Source organism: Nocardioides sp. GXQ0305 (assembly GCF_050880345.1).
Classification (GTDB): Bacteria; Actinomycetota; Actinomycetes; order Propionibacteriales; family Nocardioidaceae; genus Nocardioides.
Genome location: NZ_JBNYXG010000007.1, coordinates 146,816 through 164,949 on the forward strand (window position 1 = coordinate 146,816; position 18,134 = coordinate 164,949).

Below are 18,134 nucleotides of genomic sequence, written 5' to 3' on the forward strand. Positions count from 1 at the left end.
GCCATGGACGACGAGCTCGACACCTCTCTTGCCGGCGTCGGTCCGCGGCTGCGGGCGCTGAGGCAGGGCCGCGACACCACCCTCGCCGACCTGTCGTCGGCGACCGGGATCTCGGTCAGCACGCTGTCCCGGCTCGAGTCCGGGCAGCGTCGCCCCACCCTGGAGCTGTTGCTGCCGCTGGCCCGCGCCCACGGCGTGACCCTCGACGAGCTGGTCGACGCTCCGGCGACCGGCGACCCGCGGGTGCACATGCGACCGGTGCAGGCCCGCGGCATGACGATGGTGCCGCTCACCCGCCGCGCCGGTGGTATCCAGGCCTACAAGCTCGTGCTGCCTGCCCGGACGGGGCACGCCGAGCCCGACCCGCAGACCCACGAGGGGTACGAGTGGCTCTACGTGATGGACGGGCGGCTCCGGCTGGTGCTCGGCGAGCACGACGTGGTGCTCGCCCCGGGCGAGGCCGCCGAGTTCGACACCCGGGTGCCGCACTGGTTCGCGGCCGCCGACGACCGTCCGGTCGAGCTGCTCAGCCTGTTCGGGCGTCAGGGTGAGCGCGCCCACCTGCGGGCCCGGCCGAAGTCACGCGCCGGCGGCTGACGGAGTTCACCGGGAGGCCACCTCGCGACAGGTGACGGGACGCGCCGGTCGGCCTAGGTTGGCTTCCATGGTCCGGAATCGCACGCCGCTCGCTGCCGCCGTCCTCGCCCTCACCGCCGGGTTGCTGCCCGCGGTGGGAGCCGCGCCGGCCTCGGCCGGCGCCGACCGACCCGGTCCGGTCCGGTTCATGACCTACAACGCCTCGCTCAACCGCGGCGCCGAGGGTCAGCTGGTGAGCGACCTGTCGACGCCCGGCAACGCGCAGGCCCAGCAGGTCGCCGAGATCGTGCAGCGGACCGCGCCCGACGTGCTGCTGATCAACGAGTTCGACTTCGACGAGCAGGGCCGGGCGGTCGACCTGTTCCGCGACAACTACCTCGAGGTCTCCCAGAACGGCGCGGCGCCGGTGGAGTACCCGTACGCGTTCACCGCGCCCTCCAACACCGGGATCCCGAGCGGGCACGACCTCGACAACAGCGGCGGCCCGGCCGGTGGCCCGGGCGACGCCTACGGCTTCGGGTTCTTCCCCGGCCAGTTCGGCATGGTCGTCTACTCGAGGTACCCCATCGACACCCACGAGGTCCGCACCTTCCAGAACTTCCTCTGGAAGGACATGCCCGGTGCGCTGCTGCCGGACGACCCGGCGACCGCCGCACCCGCCGACTGGTACTCGCCGGAGGAGCTCGAGGACGTCCGGCTCTCCAGCAAGTCGCACTGGGACGTCCCGATCCGGGTCGGCCGCCGCACGGTGCACTTCCTCGTGTCCCACCCGACGCCGCCGGTGTTCGACGGTCCCGAGGACCGCAACGGCACCCGCAACCACGACGAGATCAGGTTCTGGGCCGACTACGTCGGCGGCCGCCGGGCGTCGTACATCTACGACGACGAGGGCGTCCGCGGCGGGCTGCGGGGTGGACACTTCGTGATCGCGGGTGACCAGAACTCCGACCCGCTCGACGGTGACTCGATCCCCGGGTCGGCGCAGCTGCTGCTCGACCACCCGAAGGTGCAGGACCAGCCGGTCCCCGCCAGCGCCGGCGCGGTCGAGGCCTCGGCGACCCAGCCGGGCAACGAGACCCACCAGTCACCGCCGCAGTTCGACACCGCCGACTTCGATGAGCCCCCGGGGAACCTGCGCGCCGACTACGTCCTGCCCGGACGGGGCCTGCAGATCCTCGGGTCCGGGGTGTTCTGGCCGACGTCCACCCAGCCGTTCGCGGACCTGATCGCGGCCTCCGACCACCGCCCGGTCTGGGTCGACGTCCGGGTGCGGCGCCGCTGACGACGGCGGTCAGCTGCCGGTCGAGATCTTCTCGATCAGGGCGGTGGTGGACACCGCGGGGGTCCGCGGCAGGTAGACGACCTCGCAGACGTCGCCGAGCTCGTCGAACTTGCCCTCCCAGTCGTCGCCCATCACCAGGACGTCGGCGGCGTAGCGCAACACGTACTCGCGCTTCAGCTCGAGGCTCTCCTCGACGAACACCTCGGCGACGCACTTGAGGGCCGCGACGATCTCGACCCGCTCGGCCTCGGTGAAGATCGGCTCCCGGCCCTTCTTGCGGAGGTTGAGCTCGTCGGCCGACACCCCGACGACCAGGCGGTCGCCCAGAGCGGCAGCCCGCTCGATCATCCGGAGGTGCCCGACGTGGAAGACGTCGAACGTTCCGAAGGTGATCACCGTGCGTTCCATGGGGCGACATTCTAGGAAGCGCCCGGACGTGGGGGAGAATCGTCGTCGATGAGTGCCACTTCGACTGCCACGACGACCGGGCCGGTCCCGATGATCACCCCCAACCCGGCCGCCGACGCCGTACGACGCCGCGGGCTGCGCCGGATGCGGACCGTCGCGGTGGGCCTGCTGCTGCTGGCCGCGGTGGTCTACCTGCTCACCCGGGGCCAGGACGGCTTCCTGGGCTTCGTCAACGCCGGTGCGGAGGCGTCGATGGTCGGCGCGATCGCCGACTGGTTCGCCGTGACGGCGCTGTTCAAGCACCCGCTGGGCGTGCCGATCCCGCACACCGCGCTGGTGCCGAAGCGGAAGGACGACCTCGGGCGGAGCCTCCAGGAGTTCTTCGGCGAGAACTTCCTGCAGGAGTCCATCATCCGCGAGCGGGTCGCGGCCGCCGAGGTCTCGCGCCGCGTGGGTGAGTGGCTCGTGCGGCCGGAGCACGCCCGTCGCGTCGTCGACGAGGTCAGCGAGGTGGTCGGGCTCGGCCTGGCGAAGGTGACCGACGACCACGTGGCCGACCTCGTGGAGTCCGTGCTCGTGCCCCGCTTCCGGGAGGAGCCGATCGCGCCGCTGCTCGGCAGCTTCGTCGTCGAGGCGGTGCGCGACGACCTCCACCACGGTGTCGTCGACCTGGCGCTGGAGGAGCTGCACCGCTGGCTGGTCGCCAACCCCGACACCGTGCAGGAGGTGCTGAGCGAGCGGGCGCCGTGGTGGGCGCCGCCCCGCCTCAACGACGCGGTGACCGGGCGGATCCACCTCGAGGCGGTGCGCTGGATCGCCGACATCCGCGACGACCCGCTCCACCACGCGCGCACCGCCCTGGACTCGATGCTGGCCCAGCTCGGGCAGGACCTGCTCTTCGACCCCGACACCCAGTCCCGCGCCGAGGCGATGAAGAACCGGCTCCTGGACCACCCGCAGTTCACCGCCACGGGGGTCTCGCTCTGGAAGGCGCTGCGCTCGGCCATGGTCGGAGCGCTGCGCGACCCCGACGGCGCCCTCCGGTCGCGGTTCGAGGACGAGCTCGTCCGGTTCGCCGAGCGGCTGGTGGCCGACGCCGACCTGCGTCGGCGCCTCGACGGGCTCGCGGCCGACGGCGCGGTCTTCGTGGTCGACCGGTACGGCGAGGAGATCACCACCGTGATCACCCACACGATCGAGCGGTGGGACGGCCAGGAGGCGGCGCGGCGGATCGAGCTCCACGTCGGCCGGGACCTCCAGTTCATCCGGATCAACGGCACCATCGTCGGTGGACTGGTCGGCGTCCTGATCCACGCGGTGTCGGTGCTGCTGTGAGCGCCCCCGTCGACGTCCCGATCCACGACGAGTCGATCCGGCTCGGCCAGTTCCTCAAGCTGGCCAACCTGGTCGAGAGCGGGGCCGACGCGAAGCCCGCCGTCCAGTCCGGACTGGTCCGGGTCAACGGCGAGGTCGAGACGCGCCGCGGGCGACAGCTGGGCCGGGGTGACGTGGTGGAGCTGGGCGGCGTCGCGGCTCGGGTGGCCGGCCCGTCGGACGCGCTGGACGACCTGCCCTGGTGACCGACACCAAACCGTCACCCGGAAATGGTGGCGCCGGCGTGGTCCACCGATTACGTTGCGCGCGTCAACCACTTCTGAAGGGACTGCTCATGCCGTTCAGCTCACGTCGGGCGAAGGGCGGTGCGCTCGCGATCATCGCGGCCGCCTCGCTGGCCGCCGGATCGCTTGCCGCCGCCACGGCGGACCAGGGCCGCGACGCCCGTCGCACCTACACCGCCAAGGCCGCAGCGGACAAGTACGTCAAGCTCGACCTGCTCGCCCTCAACGACTTCCACGGCAACCTCGAGGTCGTGCCGTCCAGCAGCTCCAGCGGCCGGATCAACAACACCCCGGCCGGCGGTGCCGCCTACCTGGCCGCCCTGCTGAACGAGGAGCGCGCCAAGTCGCGTGCCGCGGGCGCCACGCCCATCACCGTCGCTGCCGGCGACCTGATCGGTGCCAGCCCGCTGCTGTCGGCCGCGTTCCACGACGAGCCGACGATCGAGGCGATGAACAAGATGGGGCTCCAGGTCGCCTCGGTCGGCAACCACGAGTTCGACGAGGGCTGGCGCGAGCTGAAGCGGATGCAGAAGGGCGGCTGCCTCGACGACGGCGACGGCGAGAACGGCGCCGACTCCTGCCCCGGAGGCAAGGACTTCGAGGGTGCCGACTTCCGCTACCTCGGCGCCAACGTGGTCTGGAAGGAGCAGGGCGACCGCACGAGCCCGACCGTCTTCCCGGAGTACAGCATCAAGCAGGTGCAGGGCGAGAGGGTCGCCTTCATCGGCATGACGCTGGAGGCCACCGACACGATCGTGTCGCCCTCCGGGATCGAGGAGATCGACTTCGACGACGAGGTCAAGACGGCCAACGCCCTGGTGCCGGAGCTGCGTCAGAGGGGCGTCAGGTCGATCATCGTGCTGCTCCACGAGGGGGTGCAGCCGGGCGACGCCACGGCGTACAACGACTGCACCGGGGTCTCCGGACCCGGCCTGGAGATCGCCGAGAACCTCAAGCCCGCGATCGACGCCGTGGTCAGCGGCCACACCCACCAGCCGTACAACTGCGTGGTCGAGGACCCGAAGGGGAACCCGCGTCTGCTCACGAGCGCCTCGTCCTTCGGACGCATGGTCTCGAAGCTGCACTTCCTGATCGACCCGAAGTCCGGTGACATCGTGCGGCCGGCGGCGTACGCCCAGAACATGATCGTCGAGAACGGCGAGGGCGAGCCGCAGGCCAAGGGCATCCTGAATCTGATCGCGCGCTACACCGAGCTGGTGGCGCCGATCCGTGACGAGGTCATCGGCCACATCGCTCCCGAGGGGACGCCCGACCAGTCGATCACCCGGACGGCCGACGCCGACGGCGGCGACTCCCCGCTCGGCAACCTGATCGCCGACGCGCAGAAGGCCGACGCCACGCTCGGGGGAGACAACGCGCCGGTGATCGCGCTGATGAACCCCGGTGGCATCCGGGCCGATCTGCTCGAGAACAGCGACGGCGACATCACGTACGGCGCCGCGTTCTCGGTGCAGCCGTTCAACAACCTGGTCGCAGCGACCACTCTCTCCGGCACCGAGATCAAGGCGATCCTCAACCAGCAGTGGAACGGCGGCAACGAGGGCACCAACCGCAAGATCCTGCAGGTGTCCGGCCTCGAGTACACCTGGGACCTTTCCACAGCGCTCGAGACGGGTGCGGACGCCCTCGTGGGTGACGTGATGGTCGACGACGACGGCGACCCGGCGACCGACATGGTGCCGTTGGAGGACAACACGGAGTACCGCGTGGCCGCCAACAACTTCATCATGGACGGCGGCGACAACTTCTCCGGCTTCGCGGCCGGCGCGGACCGCGTCAACGGCGGCCTCGACATCGACTCGCTGCGCGAGTACCTGCTCGCCAACGACCCGGTCGAGCCGACCCCGACCGACCGGATCTCGCAGCAGCCCTGATCCGGGGCAGGACGGGAACGACGACGGGGCCGGCGCACAGCGCCGGCCCCGTTGCCGTCCGTGCGGCGGGTCCCCTCAACCGACGTCGACGAGGTCGACCACGAAGACCAGGGTCTCGCCGGGCTTGATCACGCCCCCGGCCCCGCGGTCGCCGTACGCGAGGTGGGGCGGGATGACGAGCTGGCGTCGGCCGCCGACCTTCATGCCCTGCACGCCCTGGTCCCAGCCGGCGATGACCTGGCCGACGCCCAGCCGGAATTGGAGCGGGGTGCCGCGGTTGTAGGACGCGTCGAACTCCTCGCCGGTCGAGTGGGCCACCCCGACGTAGTGGACCGACACGGTCGCGCCGGAGGTGGCCTCCGCGCCGTCCCCCTCGCTGAGCTCGACGACGACGAGGTCGGTGGGCGGTTCGGGGTCGACGAAGTCGATCTCGGGCTTCTCCATGCCGGCCACGCTAGCCGACCGCCCTGCTCACGCCGCACGGGAGAGGGTGAAGGAGACCACGAAGCCGAGGGAGGCGATCAGCCCCGTGTAGAGGTGGGTGCGCTCGAAGGCCTCCGGGATCATCGTGTCGGCCACCATCGCGAGGATCGCCCCTGCGGCCACCGCGGTGATCAGGGCCACCGTCGCGGCGGACGCACCGTCGAGCAGCAGCACGCCCGTCGCCCCGGCGAGCCCGCTGGCGACCGCGATCCCGCCCCAGACGCCGAACACGTACGCCGCGCTGCGGCCGCTGCGCCGCATGCCGGCAGCGCTGGAGAGGCCCTCGGGGAGGTTCGACACCGCGATCGAGACGAGGACCGCGACCCCGACGCCGCCACCGGGCAGGAGCGAGAGCCCGAGCACGACCGACTCGGGAACCCCGTCGAGCAGCGCGCCGATCGCGATGGCGGTGCCGCTGCCGCGCTGGTCCTCCTCCGAGGGCTGCTGGTCGCCCGACCGCTTGCGGTGCCGGGCGCCGTGCCGGGCGAGCACCACGTTGGCGGCGACGTAGACCACGGCTCCGCCGAGCATGCCGACGACGGTCGGGACCAGGCCCGCGCTCCGCTCGGCCTCGTCGACCAGCTCGAAGGCGAGGGCCGACAGCAGCACGCCGGAGCCGAAGGCCATGACCGAGGCCACCAGGGTCCGCGGCAGGTCGACCAGCCACGCGATCGCGGCACCGACCACGAGGGCACTGCCCGCCAGCAGGCCCCACAACCCGGCCTCGACCCAGTCAGGCACGCCGGGCCTCGCCGTTCACGGCCGGCACGGCCGGGTCAGGACTGGTGCACGTAGCTGTCGAGCTGGTCCCGCTCGAACTGGAGCTGGTCGATCCGGTGCTTGACGATGTCGCCGATCGACACGACGCCGACCAGCTGGCCGTCGTCGACGACGGGCACGTGCCTGATCCGCCGGTCGGTCATCGTCTTCATCAGGTCGTCGAGCAGCGTGTCGGAGTCGCACGTCTCGACGTCGGTGGTCATGATCGCACCGACGGTGTTGTTGATGACGGTCCCGTCGTGGTGGAGGTGGCGGACGACGTCACGCTCGCTCACGATGCCGTCGACGGTCGCGCCGTCGGTGCTGACGATGAGCGCGCCGACGTTGTGCTCGGCGAGCAGTGCGATCAGGTCTCGTACCCCCGCGTCCGGGGTGATCGTGACGACGTCCTGGCTGGCCTTCGACCCGAGCACTTCGCGGATGCGCATGTGTCCACGCTAGCCCGTGCCCGGGCCCACCGGAACCTCGATTCTCACTCCGGTGGAGGTCGCCGCAGCTCCGAGACCGAACCGTGACGTCGGGGCGGCGCGTCCGGGTCGTCCTCGTCGTCGGGCAGCGACCCCAGGAACGCCAGCGCGGCGTCGTGGAGGTGGCCGTTGGAGGCCAGGGCGTTGCCCCCGAACGGGCCGTCGGTCCCGTCGAGGGAGGAGAACCGGCCGCCGGCCTCCCGGACGATCACGTCGAGCGCGGCCATGTCGTAGAGCTCCAGCTCGGGCTCGGCGGCCAGGTCCACGGCGCCCTCGGCGAGCAGCATGTAGGACCAGAAGTCGCCGTACGCACGTGTGCGCCAGCACCGGCGCGCCAGCGACAGGAAGTCGTCGAGCCGGTCGCGCTCGTCCCAGCCCGACAGGTTCGAGTACGACAGCGACGCGTCGTCGAGGCGGCGTACGTCGGAGACCTGGCAGCGGGTCGCCTTGAGCAGGGACCGGCCGGTCCACGCACCGTGGCCGGCGGAGGCCCACCAGCGGCGCTGCAGCTGGGGCGCCGAGACGACGCCCAGGACCACCTCGTCGTCGACGACGAGCGCGACCAGGGTGGCCCAGACCGGGACGCCGCGCACGAAGTTCTTGGTGCCGTCGATCGGGTCGACCACCCACCGCCGCTGGCTGTGCCCGGAGGAGCCGCCCTCCTCGCCGACGACGGCGTCGCGCGAGCGCACCCGCGAGAGGGTGCGACGGATGCTGTCCTCGACGGCCTGGTCGGCGTCGGTCACGGGCGTGAGGTCCGGCTTGCTCATCACGTGCAGGTCGAGTGCCTTGAAGCGTCCCGTCGTCAGCGAGTCGGCGTCGTCGGCCAGCACGTGGGCCAGTCGGAGGTCGTCGGTGTAGTCGGGCACGGCGCTCACACTATGCCGAACCGGCCTCGGGGCCGCCGCACGCACCCGGGACGGGTTCTCCCGTTTCGGCCTCGCCGGCGCCCCCGGCCGGTTACCTTTCCAGCATGGACCTCGACCCGGACTCGATGCACGTCGCGGCGGCGTACGCCGCGGTGGCGCTCGGCGTCCTCGGGCCGGTCCTCGGCATCCTCTACGCGGTGCTGGTCGACCGCCGCGACCTGTGGCGCAAGCCGATGCTCGGCGGGGCGACGCTGACCCTGGCCGCCGTCCTCGGCGCCTACCTGAGCGGGCGCCGCCTCGTGGAGGCCCACCCCAGCCTGGCCGACGACCCGATCGTCGCGCCCCACCTCGAGTACGCCGACCGGCTGCTCCTGCCGGGCGTCGGCTTCTTCGTGGTGGCCGTGCTCACCGGGCTGCTCAACCCGCGTACCGGCGCGCTGCGCACCGTCCTGCCCTTGCTGCTCACCGGGTTCTCGGTCGTGGTGCTGGTGCTCGTGGTGCTCAGCAGCGACTCAGGCGCCCGGGTGCTGCTGGACCAGATCCTCGAGCTGTTCTAGACCTCCGCTAGTAGGCCGGCTCGCTCCGCGCCGCCAGAAGCCTCCGGAACGACTCGACCCGCTCCGCGTCCGCCTCGCCCGCGGCGACCGCCGCGTCGAGCCCGCACTCGGGCTCGTCGGCGCCGTGGGTGCAGCCGCGTGGGCAGTCCTCGGTCATCTCGTCGAGGTCCGGGAACGCCTCGATCAGCGACTCCGGCTCGACGTGGGCCAGGCCGAACGACCGGATGCCGGGGGTGTCGACGATCCAGCCACCGTCCTCGGGGAGCGCCAGCATCAGCGCCGAGGTGGAGGTGTGCCGACCGCGGCCGGTGACGGCGTTGACGTGCCCGATCGCGCGGTCCGCGTCGGGCACCAGCGCGTTGACCAGCGTCGACTTGCCCACGCCGCTGTGGCCGATCAGCACGCTGGTGCGGCCGCGCAGCGCGTCGCGGAGCTCGCCCAGGTCGCCGCCCTTGTGGGTGACCACCCACGGGACTCCCAGGGAGCGGTAGGTCGAGAGCAGCGTCTCGGGGTCGGCGAGGTCGGCCTTGGTCAGGCACAGCAGCGGCCGCATGCCGGCGTCGTACGCCGCCACGAGCGCCCGGTCGATCAGCCGCGGCCGTGGCTCGGGGTCGGCGAGCGCGGTGACGACGACGAGCTGGTCGGCGTTGGCGACGATCACGCGCTCCACCGGGTCGTCGTCGTCGGCGGTGCGGCGCAGCACCGTGGTGCGCTCGGCGACCTCGACGATCCGGGCCAGCGCCCCGTCGGCCCCCGACACGTCGCCGACCACCCGGACCCGGTCGCCGACGACCACGCCCTTGCGCCCCAACGGACGGGCCTTCATCGCGGTGACCGTGCTGTGGCCGACCAGGAGCGTGTAGCGGCCGCGGTCGACGGTCACCACGGTCCCGTCGACGGCGTCGTCGTAGGTCGGGCGCTCCTTGGTCCGGGGGCGGGTGCGCCGGCGGGGGCGCTCGTAGTGCTCGTGATCGTGCTCGGTGTAACGACCTGATTTCGACGCGCCCATCACGACCTCGTTCCTCGGTCGTGGGGCTTGCTCAATCTGGCTCGCGACGAGCCCCGCGCGTTCCGCGCCTGCCTCGGCTCGCACATCACAGCAGGGCCGCCCAGAAGCCGGGGAAGTCGGTGAAGGTCTTGGAGGTGGTCCCGACGTCGGCCACCGCCACGTCGTCGACCGCGGCGCCGACGATGACGCCGGCATGGGCCATCCGGTGGTCGGCGTAGGTCCCGAAGGTGCCGCCGTGGAGGCGGGCCGGCCGGAACGACAGCCCGTCGGGGTGCTCGGTCACGTCGGCGCCGAGTCCGCCGAGCTCGCGGGCGAGGGCGGCGAGCCGGTCGGTCTCGTGGCCCCGGATGTGGCCGATGCCGCGCAGGTGCGAGGGGGAGTCGGCGAGCGCGCACAGCGCGGCCACGGCAGGGGTGAGCTCGCCGACGTCGTGCAGGTCGAGGTCGACGCCGTGGATCGCGCCGCTGCCGGTGACTCGGAGCCCCTCCTCGGTGAACCCCACCTCGCATCCCATCTCGGCGAGGATCGCGCGCAGGGCGTCGCCGGCCTGCGTGGTCGCGCGAGGCCAGTCGCGGACCGTCACGGTGCCGCCGCTGACCGCGGCCAGGGCCAGGAAGGGGGCGGCGTTCGACAGGTCCGGCTCGATGGTCCGGTCCTGGGCCGCGATCGGGCCGGGGGACACCCGCCAGCGGTCGGCCTCGCGGTCGTCGACGTCCACCCCGTGCTCGCGGAGCAGTGCGACGGTCATGGCGACGTGGGGGAGCGACGGGACGGGCGGGCCGGCGTGGCGGACGTCGACGCCGGAGTCGAACCGGGCGCCGGCGAGCAGCAGCGCGGAGACGAACTGCGAGGACGCGCTGGCGTCGATGGTGACGGCGCCGCCAGGGACGGCGCCGTCCCCGAGGACCCCGAACGGCAGCGCGTCGCCCTCCACGGACACACCCAGAGTCCGCAGCGCCGACAGCACCTCACCGACCGGGCGTCGGCGCATGTGGGCGTCGCCGTCGAAGTCGACACGTCCGGCCGCCAGGCCCGCCACGGGCGGCAGGAAGCGCATCACGGTGCCCGCGAGGCCGCAGTCGACGGTGGCCGGGCCGCGCAGGGACGTGGGCGTCACAGTCCAGTCGTCACGCCCGGTGTCGACCTCGCAGCCCATCGCGCGGAGTCCGCCGACCATGAGGGTGGAGTCACGCGAGACCAGCGGACGGCGTACGACGGACGGGCCGTCGGCGAGGGCGGCGAGCACCAGCGCCCGGTTGGTGAGCGACTTGCTGCCGGGCAGCGACACGTCCACGTCGACGGGCATCCGGGCGCGCGGCGCCGGCCAGGGGTCGGCGAGCCCGGTGCTGGTCGTCACCCGGGCAGGGTATCTGCGGCCGGGTCCGGCGGTCCCGATCGGCCGCGTCAGGGCCGCTGGGAGCTGGGTCGCTCAGCGGAGCAGGTCGGAGCTGGGTCGCTGAGCGGGGCAGGTCGGAGCTGGGTCGCTCAGCGGAGCAGGTCGCAGTGCGCCGGAGCCCGCGATCAGGAGAGCTGGGCGGCGGCCAACTTCGCCTCGCGACGGGCGGTCGCAGCGAGGTGCTTGGCCTCGCGGCGTGCGTCGCGCGCGGCGCGGCGGGTGCGCCACACCACGCCGGGCTTCCCCTCGGTGTCGCCGGCCGCGATGATCAGGCCGCCCAGCATCGACACGTTCTTGAAGAAGTGGACCTTCTGGTTGGCGCGCTGGGCGGGGTCGGTCTCCTCCCAGAAGCGGTGGCCGGCCGCCGTGGTCGGGACCAGCGACGCGGCCAGCACTGTCGCCGAGAGGCGCGGGGCGCGTCCGCTGGCGAGCAGCAGGCCGGCCCCGACCTGGGCGAGGGCGTTGATCCGGACCAGGGTGACCGGCTCGGTGGGGATCGGTGCCTGCGGCAGCACCCGCTCGGCCAGGGGGACCAGCTTCTCGGTCACCGGTGCCGCCGCTCGGGCGCGGCCCTCGGCGTCGCGCAGGGCGTTGACCCCACCCACCACGAACATGGAGGCGAGCATCGGCCGGGCGAGCAGTCGCGAGATCGTCATGGTCCCTTCCTACACGATGCGCGCGAGACGGACGTCGGCCGTCCGGCCCGGGCGTCCCGCGCTGCGCCTAGGGTGTCCCCATGTGCGGTCGCTACGCCTCGAGCCGGAAGCCCGAGGACCTGATCGAGGAGTTCGAGGTCGTCGACAGCCGGCTGGAGAGGCCGATCGAGGCCGACTACAACGTGGCCCCCACCAAGGAGGTCTACGCGGTGATGGAGCGCAAGCCCTCCCGCGACTCCGCCGACGACCCGCAACGTCAGCTCCGGGCGCTGCGCTGGGGCCTGGTCCCGTCGTGGGCCAAGGACCCCGCGATCGGCAACCGGATGATCAACGCGCGGATGGAGACGGTGGCCGAGAAGCCCGCCTTCAAGCGGGCCTTCGCCAGCCGCCGGTGCCTGCTGCCGGCCGACGGCTACTTCGAGTGGTACCCCACGAGCCAGAAGACGAAGGCCGGCAAGCCGCGCAAGCAGCCGTTCTTCATCCGGCCCGCCGACGGCGGGGTGCTGGCGATGGCGGGGCTCTACGAGATCTGGCGCGACCCCACCCGCGACGACGACGACCCGGAGCGGTTCCGGTGGACCTGCACGGTGCTCACCACCCAGGCCGAGGACTCCGTCGGCCATATCCACGACCGGATGCCGCTCATGGTGGAGCGAGAGCGGTGGGGCGCGTGGCTCGATCCCGCGACCGACACGACCGACGACCTGCTGTCGCTGCTGGTCCCGGCCGCCCCCGGTCGGCTCGAGGCGTTCCCCGTGTCCACGCTGGTCAGCAACGTGCGCAACAACGGCCCCGAGCTGGTCGAGCCGATCCCGCTCGAGGAGTCGCTGGCATGAGGGAGTCCAGGGTGGCGACCCCCCACGGGGACGGCCGCTCCTTCACGTTCCGGGCCCGTCGCCCGACGGCGACACTGCTGCTCAGCCACGGAGCCGGAGCCGGTGTCGGCAGCCGCGACCTGCAGGCCCTGGCCGCCGACCTCCCCCGCAACGGGATCACGGTCGTGCTGTTCGACCAGCCGTGGGTGGTGGCCGGACGCAAGGTCGCCACCCCGCCGCCGACGCTCGACGACGGGCTGCGGGCGGCCGCAGCCCGGTTGCGACCCACCGGCCCGCTGGTCGTGGGCGGACGCTCGGCCGGCGCCCGCTCCGCGTGCCGCACCGCGCAGGAGCTCGGTGCCGCCGGGTGCCTGGCCCTCTCCTTCCCGCTGCACCCGCCGGGCAAGCCCGAGAAGAGTCGCCTCGGCGAGCTCGCGAGCGCCGGCGTCCCGACCCTGGTGGTGCAGGGCGAGCGCGACACGTTCGGCGCGCCGGAGGAGTTTCCCGACGGCCTGGAGCACGTCGACATGGCGGTGGTGCCCGGCGGTGACCACGGGTTCAAGGTGCCGAGGAGCGGTGCCGTCAGCCAGGACGACGCCCTGGCGATCGTGGTCGAGGCGACGCTGGAGTGGATCGTCCGCGAGGTGGTCGGGGAATCAGCCGGGCTCTGAGGGCGTTGGTCGGGAGTGCTCGCAACGATGGATCGCCCCGACACCGCAGTAGGCTGGGGGACGATGACAGACGACCCCACCGCCACCGTCGAACCGGATCCCACGGAGATCGACGTCGAGACCGAGACCCACGACGAGCGCGCCGCGCGCTTCGAGCGTGACGCGATGCAGTACCTCGACCAGCTCTACTCGGCCGCGATGCGGATGACCCGCAACCCCACCGACGCCGAGGACCTGGTCCAGGAGACCTACACGAAGGCGTTCTCGTCCTTCCACCAGTTCCGGCCGGGCACGAACCTCAAGGCGTGGCTCTACCGGATCCTCACCAACACCTTCATCAACAGCTACCGCAAGAAGCAGCGCCAGCCCCAGCAGGCGATGACCGAGGACGTCGAGGACTGGCAGCTCGCGCGCGCCGAGTCCCACACCTCCTCCGGGCTGAAGTCGGCCGAGACCGAGGCGCTCGAGCGGCTCCCCGACAGCGAGGTCAAGGAGGCCCTGCAGCGGCTCCCGGAGGAGTTCCGGCTGGCCGTCTACCTCGCCGACGTGGAGGGATTCGCCTACAAGGAGATCGCCGAGATCATGGAGACCCCGATCGGCACCGTCATGTCTCGGCTCCACCGTGGCCGTCGCCAGCTGCGCGACATGCTGTCCGACTACGTCCGGACCCACGACCTGCTTCCCGTGGGCACGACGGGGGGAGAAGACCAGTGAGCGGCCACCAGCACGAGCCCGGCACGGACTGCGCCGACTACCTCGAGCGCATCGTGTACTTCCTCGACAACGAGCTCGACGAGGCCGACTGCACCGCCGTGCAGGCCCACCTCGACGAGTGCGGGCCCTGCCTCGAGCGGTTCGACCTGCAGCGGACCGTGAAGGCCGTGGTCGCCCGCTCGTGCTCCGAGGCCGCGCCGACCGACCTCCGGCAGCGGGTGATGGTCCAGATCCGCGAGGTGCAGGTCCGGATCACCGAGGCCTGATTGGCCTCCGGCCGCCCCGCTTTGGCACACTGCTCCGAGCACTCGACCAGGAGGACATCATGGGCAAGACCGGCCGCAAGCGCCGCGCTCGGCGCAAGAAGAACGCCAACCACGGCAAGCGCCCCAACAGCTGAGGGCACGCTCGACACCTCCGGAGCGGACGGTGACCGGCGTGACCGTGCTCGACGGCGGTCTCTCCACGGCGCTGGAGGCGCGGGGCGCTGACCTCGACGGCCCGCTGTGGACCGCCCGGCTGCTCGCGGAGGAGCCGGAGCGGCTCGCCCGGGCACACCGCGACTTCTACCTCGCCGGCGCGCAGGTCGCCACGACGGCCAGCTACCAGGTCAGTGTCGACGGACTCGTCGCCGTCGGCCACGAACCTGACGCTGCCGCGCGCCTGGTCGGGCGGAGCGTGGCCCTCGCACGTGAGGTGCGCGACGAGCTCGCCGACTCCCGCCCGGGCCTGCTGGTCGCGGCCTCCGTCGGCCCGTACGGCGCCTACCTCGCCGACGGGTCGGAGTACCGCGGCCGCTACGGCGTGACCGCCGCCGGGCTGCGCGACTTCCACGCCCCTCGGCTGGAGCTGCTCGCCGCGGCCGGCCCGGACCTGCTGGCCGTCGAGACGATCCCCGACGCCGACGAGGCCGAGGTGCTGGTCCCGTTGCTCGACGAGCTGGGCCTGCCGGCCTGGTTCAGCTACTCCGTGGCCGGGGCGGCCACGAACGCCGGGCAGTCGCTCTCCGACGCCTACGCCGTGGTGGCGGGCTCGACCAGCGTGGTCGCCGCCGGGGTCAACTGCTCGGCCGCTGCTGACGTGCTCGACGCGGTCCGCACGGCCGTGGCGGTGACCGGGCTCCCGGCCGTGGCCTACCCCAACCGCGGCGGCAGCTGGGACGCGGCCACGAAGCAGTGGGACTACGGCGCGCCCCTCGACCTCGGGCTCGTGGGGTCGTGGGTGGCCGCCGGCGCGGCGTACGTCGGCGGCTGCTGCGGCACCGGCCCCGACGACGTCGCGGCCCTCACCCGCCACGTGGAGCTGGGCTTTCCCCGCAGGGTGAGCCCACCCCGAATCACCGGGCCAGGCGGGAGAGGAAGCGCTCCGCGTCGACCACGACCCGAGTGACCTCGCCGGTGGCCACGACCCGGCCGTCGGCGGAGTGCCGGGCAGCCACGGCGAACCGGTGCAGCCGGCCGTCGACGTAGGTCGCGGAGGCGGTGACCTCGACCTCGGCCCCGACCGGCGACGCGGCCTGGTGCTCGAGGGTGACGCGGGTGCCGACCGACGTCGCGCCCTCGCCCAGCTCCGGCTCGATCGCGGCGCAGGTGGCCGCCTCGCACCAGGCGAGCAGCCGGGGGGTGGCGAGCACCGGCAACGAGCCGCTGCCCAGGGCCTGCGCCGTGTCGTCGTCGGCGACGCTGAAGGTCAGGGTGGCGGTGCGGTCGGCGGTCACGGCAGCTCCTTGGTGAAGGCGATGAGGTGCACGCCGACGACCGGGCTCCAGTCCCGCTCCGGCGCCCTGGCGTAGCCGTGGCGCAGGTAGACCCGGTGGGCGGCGGCCATCTCGGCGAGCGAGGAGAGCACCATCCCGGTCGCGCCGTGGTCGCGCGCCCGGCCCTCGCAGTGCGCCACCAGCGCGTGCCCGGCTCCGCGCTTCTGGTGAGCCGGGTCGACGGCGAGCATCCGGAACTCACCCTCGTCGTCGCCCCCGAGCTCGCGCCACGGCGAGCCCGGGGGACAGTACGTGACCGTGCCCAGGACGGCGTCCCCGTCGACCGCCACCCACAGCTCCGCCTCCCGGGCGCGGCGGGCCGCGTCGCGGAGGTGCTGCCGGTAGAAGTCCTCGGTCCCGGTCGTGAAGTCCTCGTAGGCGGCGAGCGTGATCTCCCCGACGGCGTCGAGCTCGTCGGACCGGGCCAGCCGCAGCTCCATCAGACCCCGAAGGTGGCGCGGGGGTACGCCGCGTCGACGTCGGTGATCACGTTCACGAGGTAGGGGACGCCGGACGCGAAGGCCCGGTCGATCGCGGGCCCGACCTCACGGGGATCGGTGACCGTCTCACCCGCACCGCCGAGCGCCTTGACCACCTCGTCGTAGCGGGTGCGCTGGGCGAGGTCGGCGGCCACGTCATAGCCGTAGATCATCTGCATCGGGCCCTTCTCCAGCCCCCACGCGGAGTTGTTGCCGCACACCATGACCACCGGCAGGTCGTGGCGGACCAGGCTGTCGACGTCCATCAGGGAGAAGCCGGCGGCGCCGTCGCCCAGCAGCAGCACCACCTGCGAGGAGGGCCGCGCGAGCCGGGCGGCCATCGCCGACCCCAGTCCGGCGCCGAGGCAGCCGTAGGGGCCGGGGTCCAGCCAGCCGCCGGGCCGCTTCGGCTCGACGAACTTGCCGGCGAAGCTGACGAAGTCGCCGCCGTCGCCGATCACCACGCTGTCGTCGGCCAGCCGCGGCACCAGCTCGCCGTAGATCCGCGCCGGGTGGATGGGGTCGGCCTCGGCGGCGAGCAGCCCGGCGTCCCGCTCGACCGCACTCCGGACGGTGTCCTGGAGGTCGGTGACCCACGCCGACCAGTCGGGCCGGCGTACGACCTGCTCGAGGGCCTGCTGCAGGTCGTCGAACACGCGGGTGAGGTCACCGGCGACCGAGGCGGCGAGGTCGGCGTGGCCCGAGAGCTGTCCGGCGGAGTCGGCGACGTGCACCACCTGCGCCGGCGTGCTGCCCTCCTTGCCGCCGAAGACGCCGTAGCCGAGCCGGAAGTCCAGCGGAGTGCCGACCACCACGACCAGGTCGGCGCCCCCGAAGGCGAGGCCCCGGGCCTTGGTCACCAGCAGCGGGTGGCCGCCCGGGACGACGCCACGCCCCATCCCGTTGGTGATCGTCGGGACGCCGGCGGCCTCGACGAAGCGCAAGGCCGCCTCCTCGGCGCCGTCGGCCCACACGTCGGTGCCCAGCACCAGGACCGGACGCCCCGCGGACGCGAGGAGCTCGGCGACCTCTCCGATCGAGTCGGGGTCGGGCTCCGCGCCGGGGCTCCGGTTCGCCTCGGGCAGCGTCCCGGAGGCCGAGTTGAAGAACTCGTCCATCGGGACGTCGACGAACACCGGCCCGCGGTGCGGTGAGGCGGCGGTGGTGAACGCGTCGTGGAACCCGTCGAGCACCCCGTCGGCGGTGTGGATGGTCCGCGCCGCCTTCGAGACGGGGCCGAGGACCGGCGGATGGTCGAGCTCCTGCAGGCTGCCGCTGCCCCACCTGTTGGCCGGGGCGCGGCCGCCGACCACGACCATCGGCGAGCCCGCGAACTGCGCCTGCGCGATCGCGCTGACCCCGTTGGTCACGCCGGGGCCGGCGGTCAGGACCGCGAGCCCGGGCACCCGGGTCAGCTTCCCGGTGGCCTCGGCCGCGAACGCCGCGGTCTGCTCGTGGCGTACGTCGACCAGCCGCATCGGCGGGTCGGCCTTCACCGCGCCGTCGTACATCGGGAAGACGTGGGCGCCGGACAGGGTGAACATGGTCTCGACCCCGTGGGCGCGGGCGACGGCGACCGCGAGCTCGCCTGCGTGGCCGCTCGTCGTGCCGTCCGCGGCGGTCTCGTCGACGGGGGAGGCGGCGGACTCGTCGAGGTCGGTCATGCCCGCAGGCTACTCAA

Annotated in this window: 23 protein-coding genes; 12 read left to right on the plus strand and 11 right to left on the minus strand. The window is 72.8% G+C overall.

The window, feature by feature from the left end:
• Positions 1-3: 3 nt before the first annotated feature.
• On the plus strand, positions 4-597 hold the full coding sequence (locus tag ACQ1X7_RS17420) for a helix-turn-helix domain-containing protein (protein WP_432479496.1): 594 nt from the start codon (positions 4-6) through the stop codon (positions 595-597).
• Positions 598-664: 67 nt separating this feature from the next.
• Positions 665-1,879 carry an endonuclease/exonuclease/phosphatase family protein gene (locus ACQ1X7_RS17425; RefSeq protein WP_432479497.1) on the plus strand — a complete coding sequence of 405 codons (1,215 nt, stop codon included), beginning with the start codon at positions 665-667 and terminating at the stop codon, positions 1,877-1,879.
• 9 nt (positions 1,880-1,888) lie between these two features.
• Here ACQ1X7_RS17425 and ACQ1X7_RS17430 read toward each other — a convergent pair whose 3' ends face one another.
• Positions 1,889-2,287: an adenylyltransferase/cytidyltransferase family protein gene (locus ACQ1X7_RS17430; RefSeq protein WP_432479498.1), complete on the minus strand. Its 399-nt coding sequence runs from the start codon at positions 2,285-2,287 to the stop codon at positions 1,889-1,891.
• 48 nt (positions 2,288-2,335) lie between these two features.
• On the opposite strand from ACQ1X7_RS17430, the gene ACQ1X7_RS17435 reads away from it, so the two are divergent.
• From ACQ1X7_RS17435 to ACQ1X7_RS17445, 3 genes are all read left to right on the plus strand, one after another.
• A complete protein-coding gene (locus ACQ1X7_RS17435; RefSeq protein ID WP_432479499.1) occupies positions 2,336-3,622 on the plus strand; it encodes a DUF445 domain-containing protein in 1,287 nt (428 codons plus the stop codon).
• 20 nt (positions 3,623-3,642) lie between these two features.
• Positions 3,643-3,867: an RNA-binding S4 domain-containing protein gene (locus ACQ1X7_RS17440; RefSeq protein ID WP_432479580.1), complete on the plus strand. Its 225-nt coding sequence runs from the start codon at positions 3,643-3,645 to the stop codon at positions 3,865-3,867.
• An 89-nt stretch (positions 3,868-3,956) separates the two neighbouring features.
• Positions 3,957-5,801, plus strand: a complete 1,845-nt coding sequence (locus ACQ1X7_RS17445; protein WP_432479500.1) for a bifunctional metallophosphatase/5'-nucleotidase — start codon at positions 3,957-3,959, stop codon at positions 5,799-5,801.
• Between the two features lie 75 nt (positions 5,802-5,876).
• On the opposite strand, the gene ACQ1X7_RS17450 is transcribed toward ACQ1X7_RS17445, so the two are convergent.
• From ACQ1X7_RS17450 to ACQ1X7_RS17465, 4 genes are read right to left on the minus strand one after another with little or no spacing between them, the layout of a single operon-like run.
• On the minus strand, positions 5,877-6,245 hold the full coding sequence (locus tag ACQ1X7_RS17450; protein WP_432479501.1) for an FKBP-type peptidyl-prolyl cis-trans isomerase: 369 nt from the start codon (positions 6,243-6,245) through the stop codon (positions 5,877-5,879).
• 27 nt (positions 6,246-6,272) lie between these two features.
• Entirely contained in the window at positions 6,273-7,025 is a 753-nt protein-coding gene (locus ACQ1X7_RS17455) for a ZIP family metal transporter (RefSeq protein ID WP_432479502.1), read from the minus strand.
• A gap of 35 nt (positions 7,026-7,060) precedes the next feature.
• Positions 7,061-7,492 carry a CBS domain-containing protein gene (locus ACQ1X7_RS17460; protein WP_432479503.1) on the minus strand — a complete coding sequence of 144 codons (432 nt, stop codon included), beginning with the start codon at positions 7,490-7,492 and terminating at the stop codon, positions 7,061-7,063.
• A gap of 44 nt (positions 7,493-7,536) precedes the next feature.
• The gene (locus tag ACQ1X7_RS17465) at positions 7,537-8,400 is read right to left on the minus strand and encodes an inositol monophosphatase family protein (RefSeq protein WP_432479504.1); all 864 of its coding nucleotides are present in this window, start codon (positions 8,398-8,400) and stop codon (positions 7,537-7,539) included.
• A 104-nt stretch (positions 8,401-8,504) separates the two neighbouring features.
• Here ACQ1X7_RS17465 and ACQ1X7_RS17470 point away from each other — a divergent pair, with 104 nt between their 5' ends.
• Entirely contained in the window at positions 8,505-8,957 is a 453-nt protein-coding gene (locus ACQ1X7_RS17470) for a hypothetical protein (RefSeq protein ID WP_432479505.1), read from the plus strand.
• A gap of 7 nt (positions 8,958-8,964) precedes the next feature.
• Here ACQ1X7_RS17470 and rsgA read toward each other — a convergent pair whose 3' ends face one another.
• The 3 genes from rsgA to ACQ1X7_RS17485 form a co-directional block, all read right to left on the minus strand.
• Positions 8,965-9,966: a ribosome small subunit-dependent GTPase A gene (rsgA, locus tag ACQ1X7_RS17475; RefSeq protein ID WP_432479581.1), complete on the minus strand. Its 1,002-nt coding sequence runs from the start codon at positions 9,964-9,966 to the stop codon at positions 8,965-8,967.
• An 85-nt stretch (positions 9,967-10,051) separates the two neighbouring features.
• Positions 10,052-11,323, minus strand: a complete 1,272-nt coding sequence (gene aroA, locus ACQ1X7_RS17480) for a 3-phosphoshikimate 1-carboxyvinyltransferase (RefSeq protein WP_432479506.1) — start codon at positions 11,321-11,323, stop codon at positions 10,052-10,054.
• A gap of 164 nt (positions 11,324-11,487) precedes the next feature.
• The gene (locus tag ACQ1X7_RS17485; protein WP_432479507.1) at positions 11,488-12,018 is read right to left on the minus strand and encodes a DoxX family protein; all 531 of its coding nucleotides are present in this window, start codon (positions 12,016-12,018) and stop codon (positions 11,488-11,490) included.
• A gap of 80 nt (positions 12,019-12,098) precedes the next feature.
• Here ACQ1X7_RS17485 and ACQ1X7_RS17490 point away from each other — a divergent pair, with 80 nt between their 5' ends.
• From ACQ1X7_RS17490 to mmuM, 6 genes are all read left to right on the plus strand, one after another.
• Positions 12,099-12,854, plus strand: coding sequence for an SOS response-associated peptidase (locus ACQ1X7_RS17490; protein ID WP_432479508.1), 756 nt, complete (start codon positions 12,099-12,101; stop codon positions 12,852-12,854).
• Positions 12,851-13,504, plus strand: coding sequence for an alpha/beta hydrolase family protein (locus tag ACQ1X7_RS17495; protein ID WP_432479509.1), 654 nt, complete (start codon positions 12,851-12,853; stop codon positions 13,502-13,504). The genes ACQ1X7_RS17490 and ACQ1X7_RS17495 overlap by 4 nt, the downstream gene beginning before the upstream one ends.
• A gap of 63 nt (positions 13,505-13,567) precedes the next feature.
• Positions 13,568-14,218 carry a sigma-70 family RNA polymerase sigma factor gene (locus ACQ1X7_RS17500; protein WP_432479510.1) on the plus strand — a complete coding sequence of 217 codons (651 nt, stop codon included), beginning with the start codon at positions 13,568-13,570 and terminating at the stop codon, positions 14,216-14,218.
• A complete protein-coding gene (gene rsrA / locus ACQ1X7_RS17505; RefSeq protein WP_432479511.1) occupies positions 14,215-14,484 on the plus strand; it encodes a mycothiol system anti-sigma-R factor in 270 nt (89 codons plus the stop codon). Before ACQ1X7_RS17500 ends, rsrA begins: the two co-directional genes overlap by 4 nt.
• A 59-nt stretch (positions 14,485-14,543) precedes the next feature.
• Positions 14,544-14,618 (plus strand): 50S ribosomal protein bL37, encoded by a 75-nt coding sequence (locus ACQ1X7_RS17510; protein ID WP_432479582.1) that lies wholly within the window; start codon positions 14,544-14,546, stop codon positions 14,616-14,618.
• Between the two features lie 38 nt (positions 14,619-14,656).
• Positions 14,657-15,607: a homocysteine S-methyltransferase gene (gene mmuM, locus ACQ1X7_RS17515; protein WP_432479512.1), complete on the plus strand. Its 951-nt coding sequence runs from the start codon at positions 14,657-14,659 to the stop codon at positions 15,605-15,607.
• On the opposite strand, the gene ACQ1X7_RS17520 is transcribed toward mmuM, so the two are convergent.
• From ACQ1X7_RS17520 to ACQ1X7_RS17530, 3 genes are read right to left on the minus strand one after another with little or no spacing between them, the layout of a single operon-like run.
• Entirely contained in the window at positions 15,555-15,935 is a 381-nt protein-coding gene (locus ACQ1X7_RS17520; RefSeq protein WP_432479513.1) for a thioesterase family protein, read from the minus strand. The two genes, mmuM and ACQ1X7_RS17520, sit on opposite strands and share 53 nt — an antisense overlap.
• Entirely contained in the window at positions 15,932-16,414 is a 483-nt protein-coding gene (locus ACQ1X7_RS17525) for a GNAT family N-acetyltransferase (protein WP_432479514.1), read from the minus strand. Before ACQ1X7_RS17525 ends, ACQ1X7_RS17520 begins: the two co-directional genes overlap by 4 nt.
• Positions 16,414-18,117: an acetolactate synthase gene (locus ACQ1X7_RS17530; RefSeq protein ID WP_432479515.1), complete on the minus strand. Its 1,704-nt coding sequence runs from the start codon at positions 18,115-18,117 to the stop codon at positions 16,414-16,416. The genes ACQ1X7_RS17525 and ACQ1X7_RS17530 overlap by 1 nt, the downstream gene beginning before the upstream one ends.
• Positions 18,118-18,134: the final 17 nt, after the last annotated feature.